Origin of the sequence: Escherichia sp. AM3, from assembly GCF_032029835.1 — a bacterium.
GTDB classification, from domain to species: Bacteria; Pseudomonadota; Gammaproteobacteria; order Enterobacterales; family Enterobacteriaceae; genus Escherichia; species Escherichia coli.
Window position 1 is genome coordinate 1 of record NZ_JAVUPQ010000923.1, and the last position, 278, is coordinate 278.

Annotated in this window: 1 protein-coding gene; it reads right to left on the reverse strand. The window is 60.8% G+C overall.

Features of this window, described 5'->3' with window-relative positions; all coding sequences use genetic code 11:
* The coding region (locus RTW80_RS29085) for a zinc-binding dehydrogenase (RefSeq protein WP_312721582.1) at positions 1 to 278 on the reverse strand (278 nt) is incomplete at both ends.

Below are 278 nucleotides of genomic sequence, written 5' to 3' on the forward strand. Positions count from 1 at the left end.
GTTGATGCCCTGGCTGGCCCCCAGCTTTTTGGCCCGCGCCAGTTTTTCATCACTCCCCGACGTAACAATAACTTCTGCGCCGTGCGCTTTTGCTATCTGCAAAGCGAATAGCGCCACACCGCCCGTCCCTTGTACCAGCACCGATTGCCCGGCGCGTAAATGACCGCGCTCCACCAGCGCGAACCATGCGGTAAGCCCCGCGCAAGGAAGCGTGCTGGCCTCAGCGTCATCCAGGCTTTCCGGGGACGCCACCAGCGCGTTTTCACTCACAATCACAT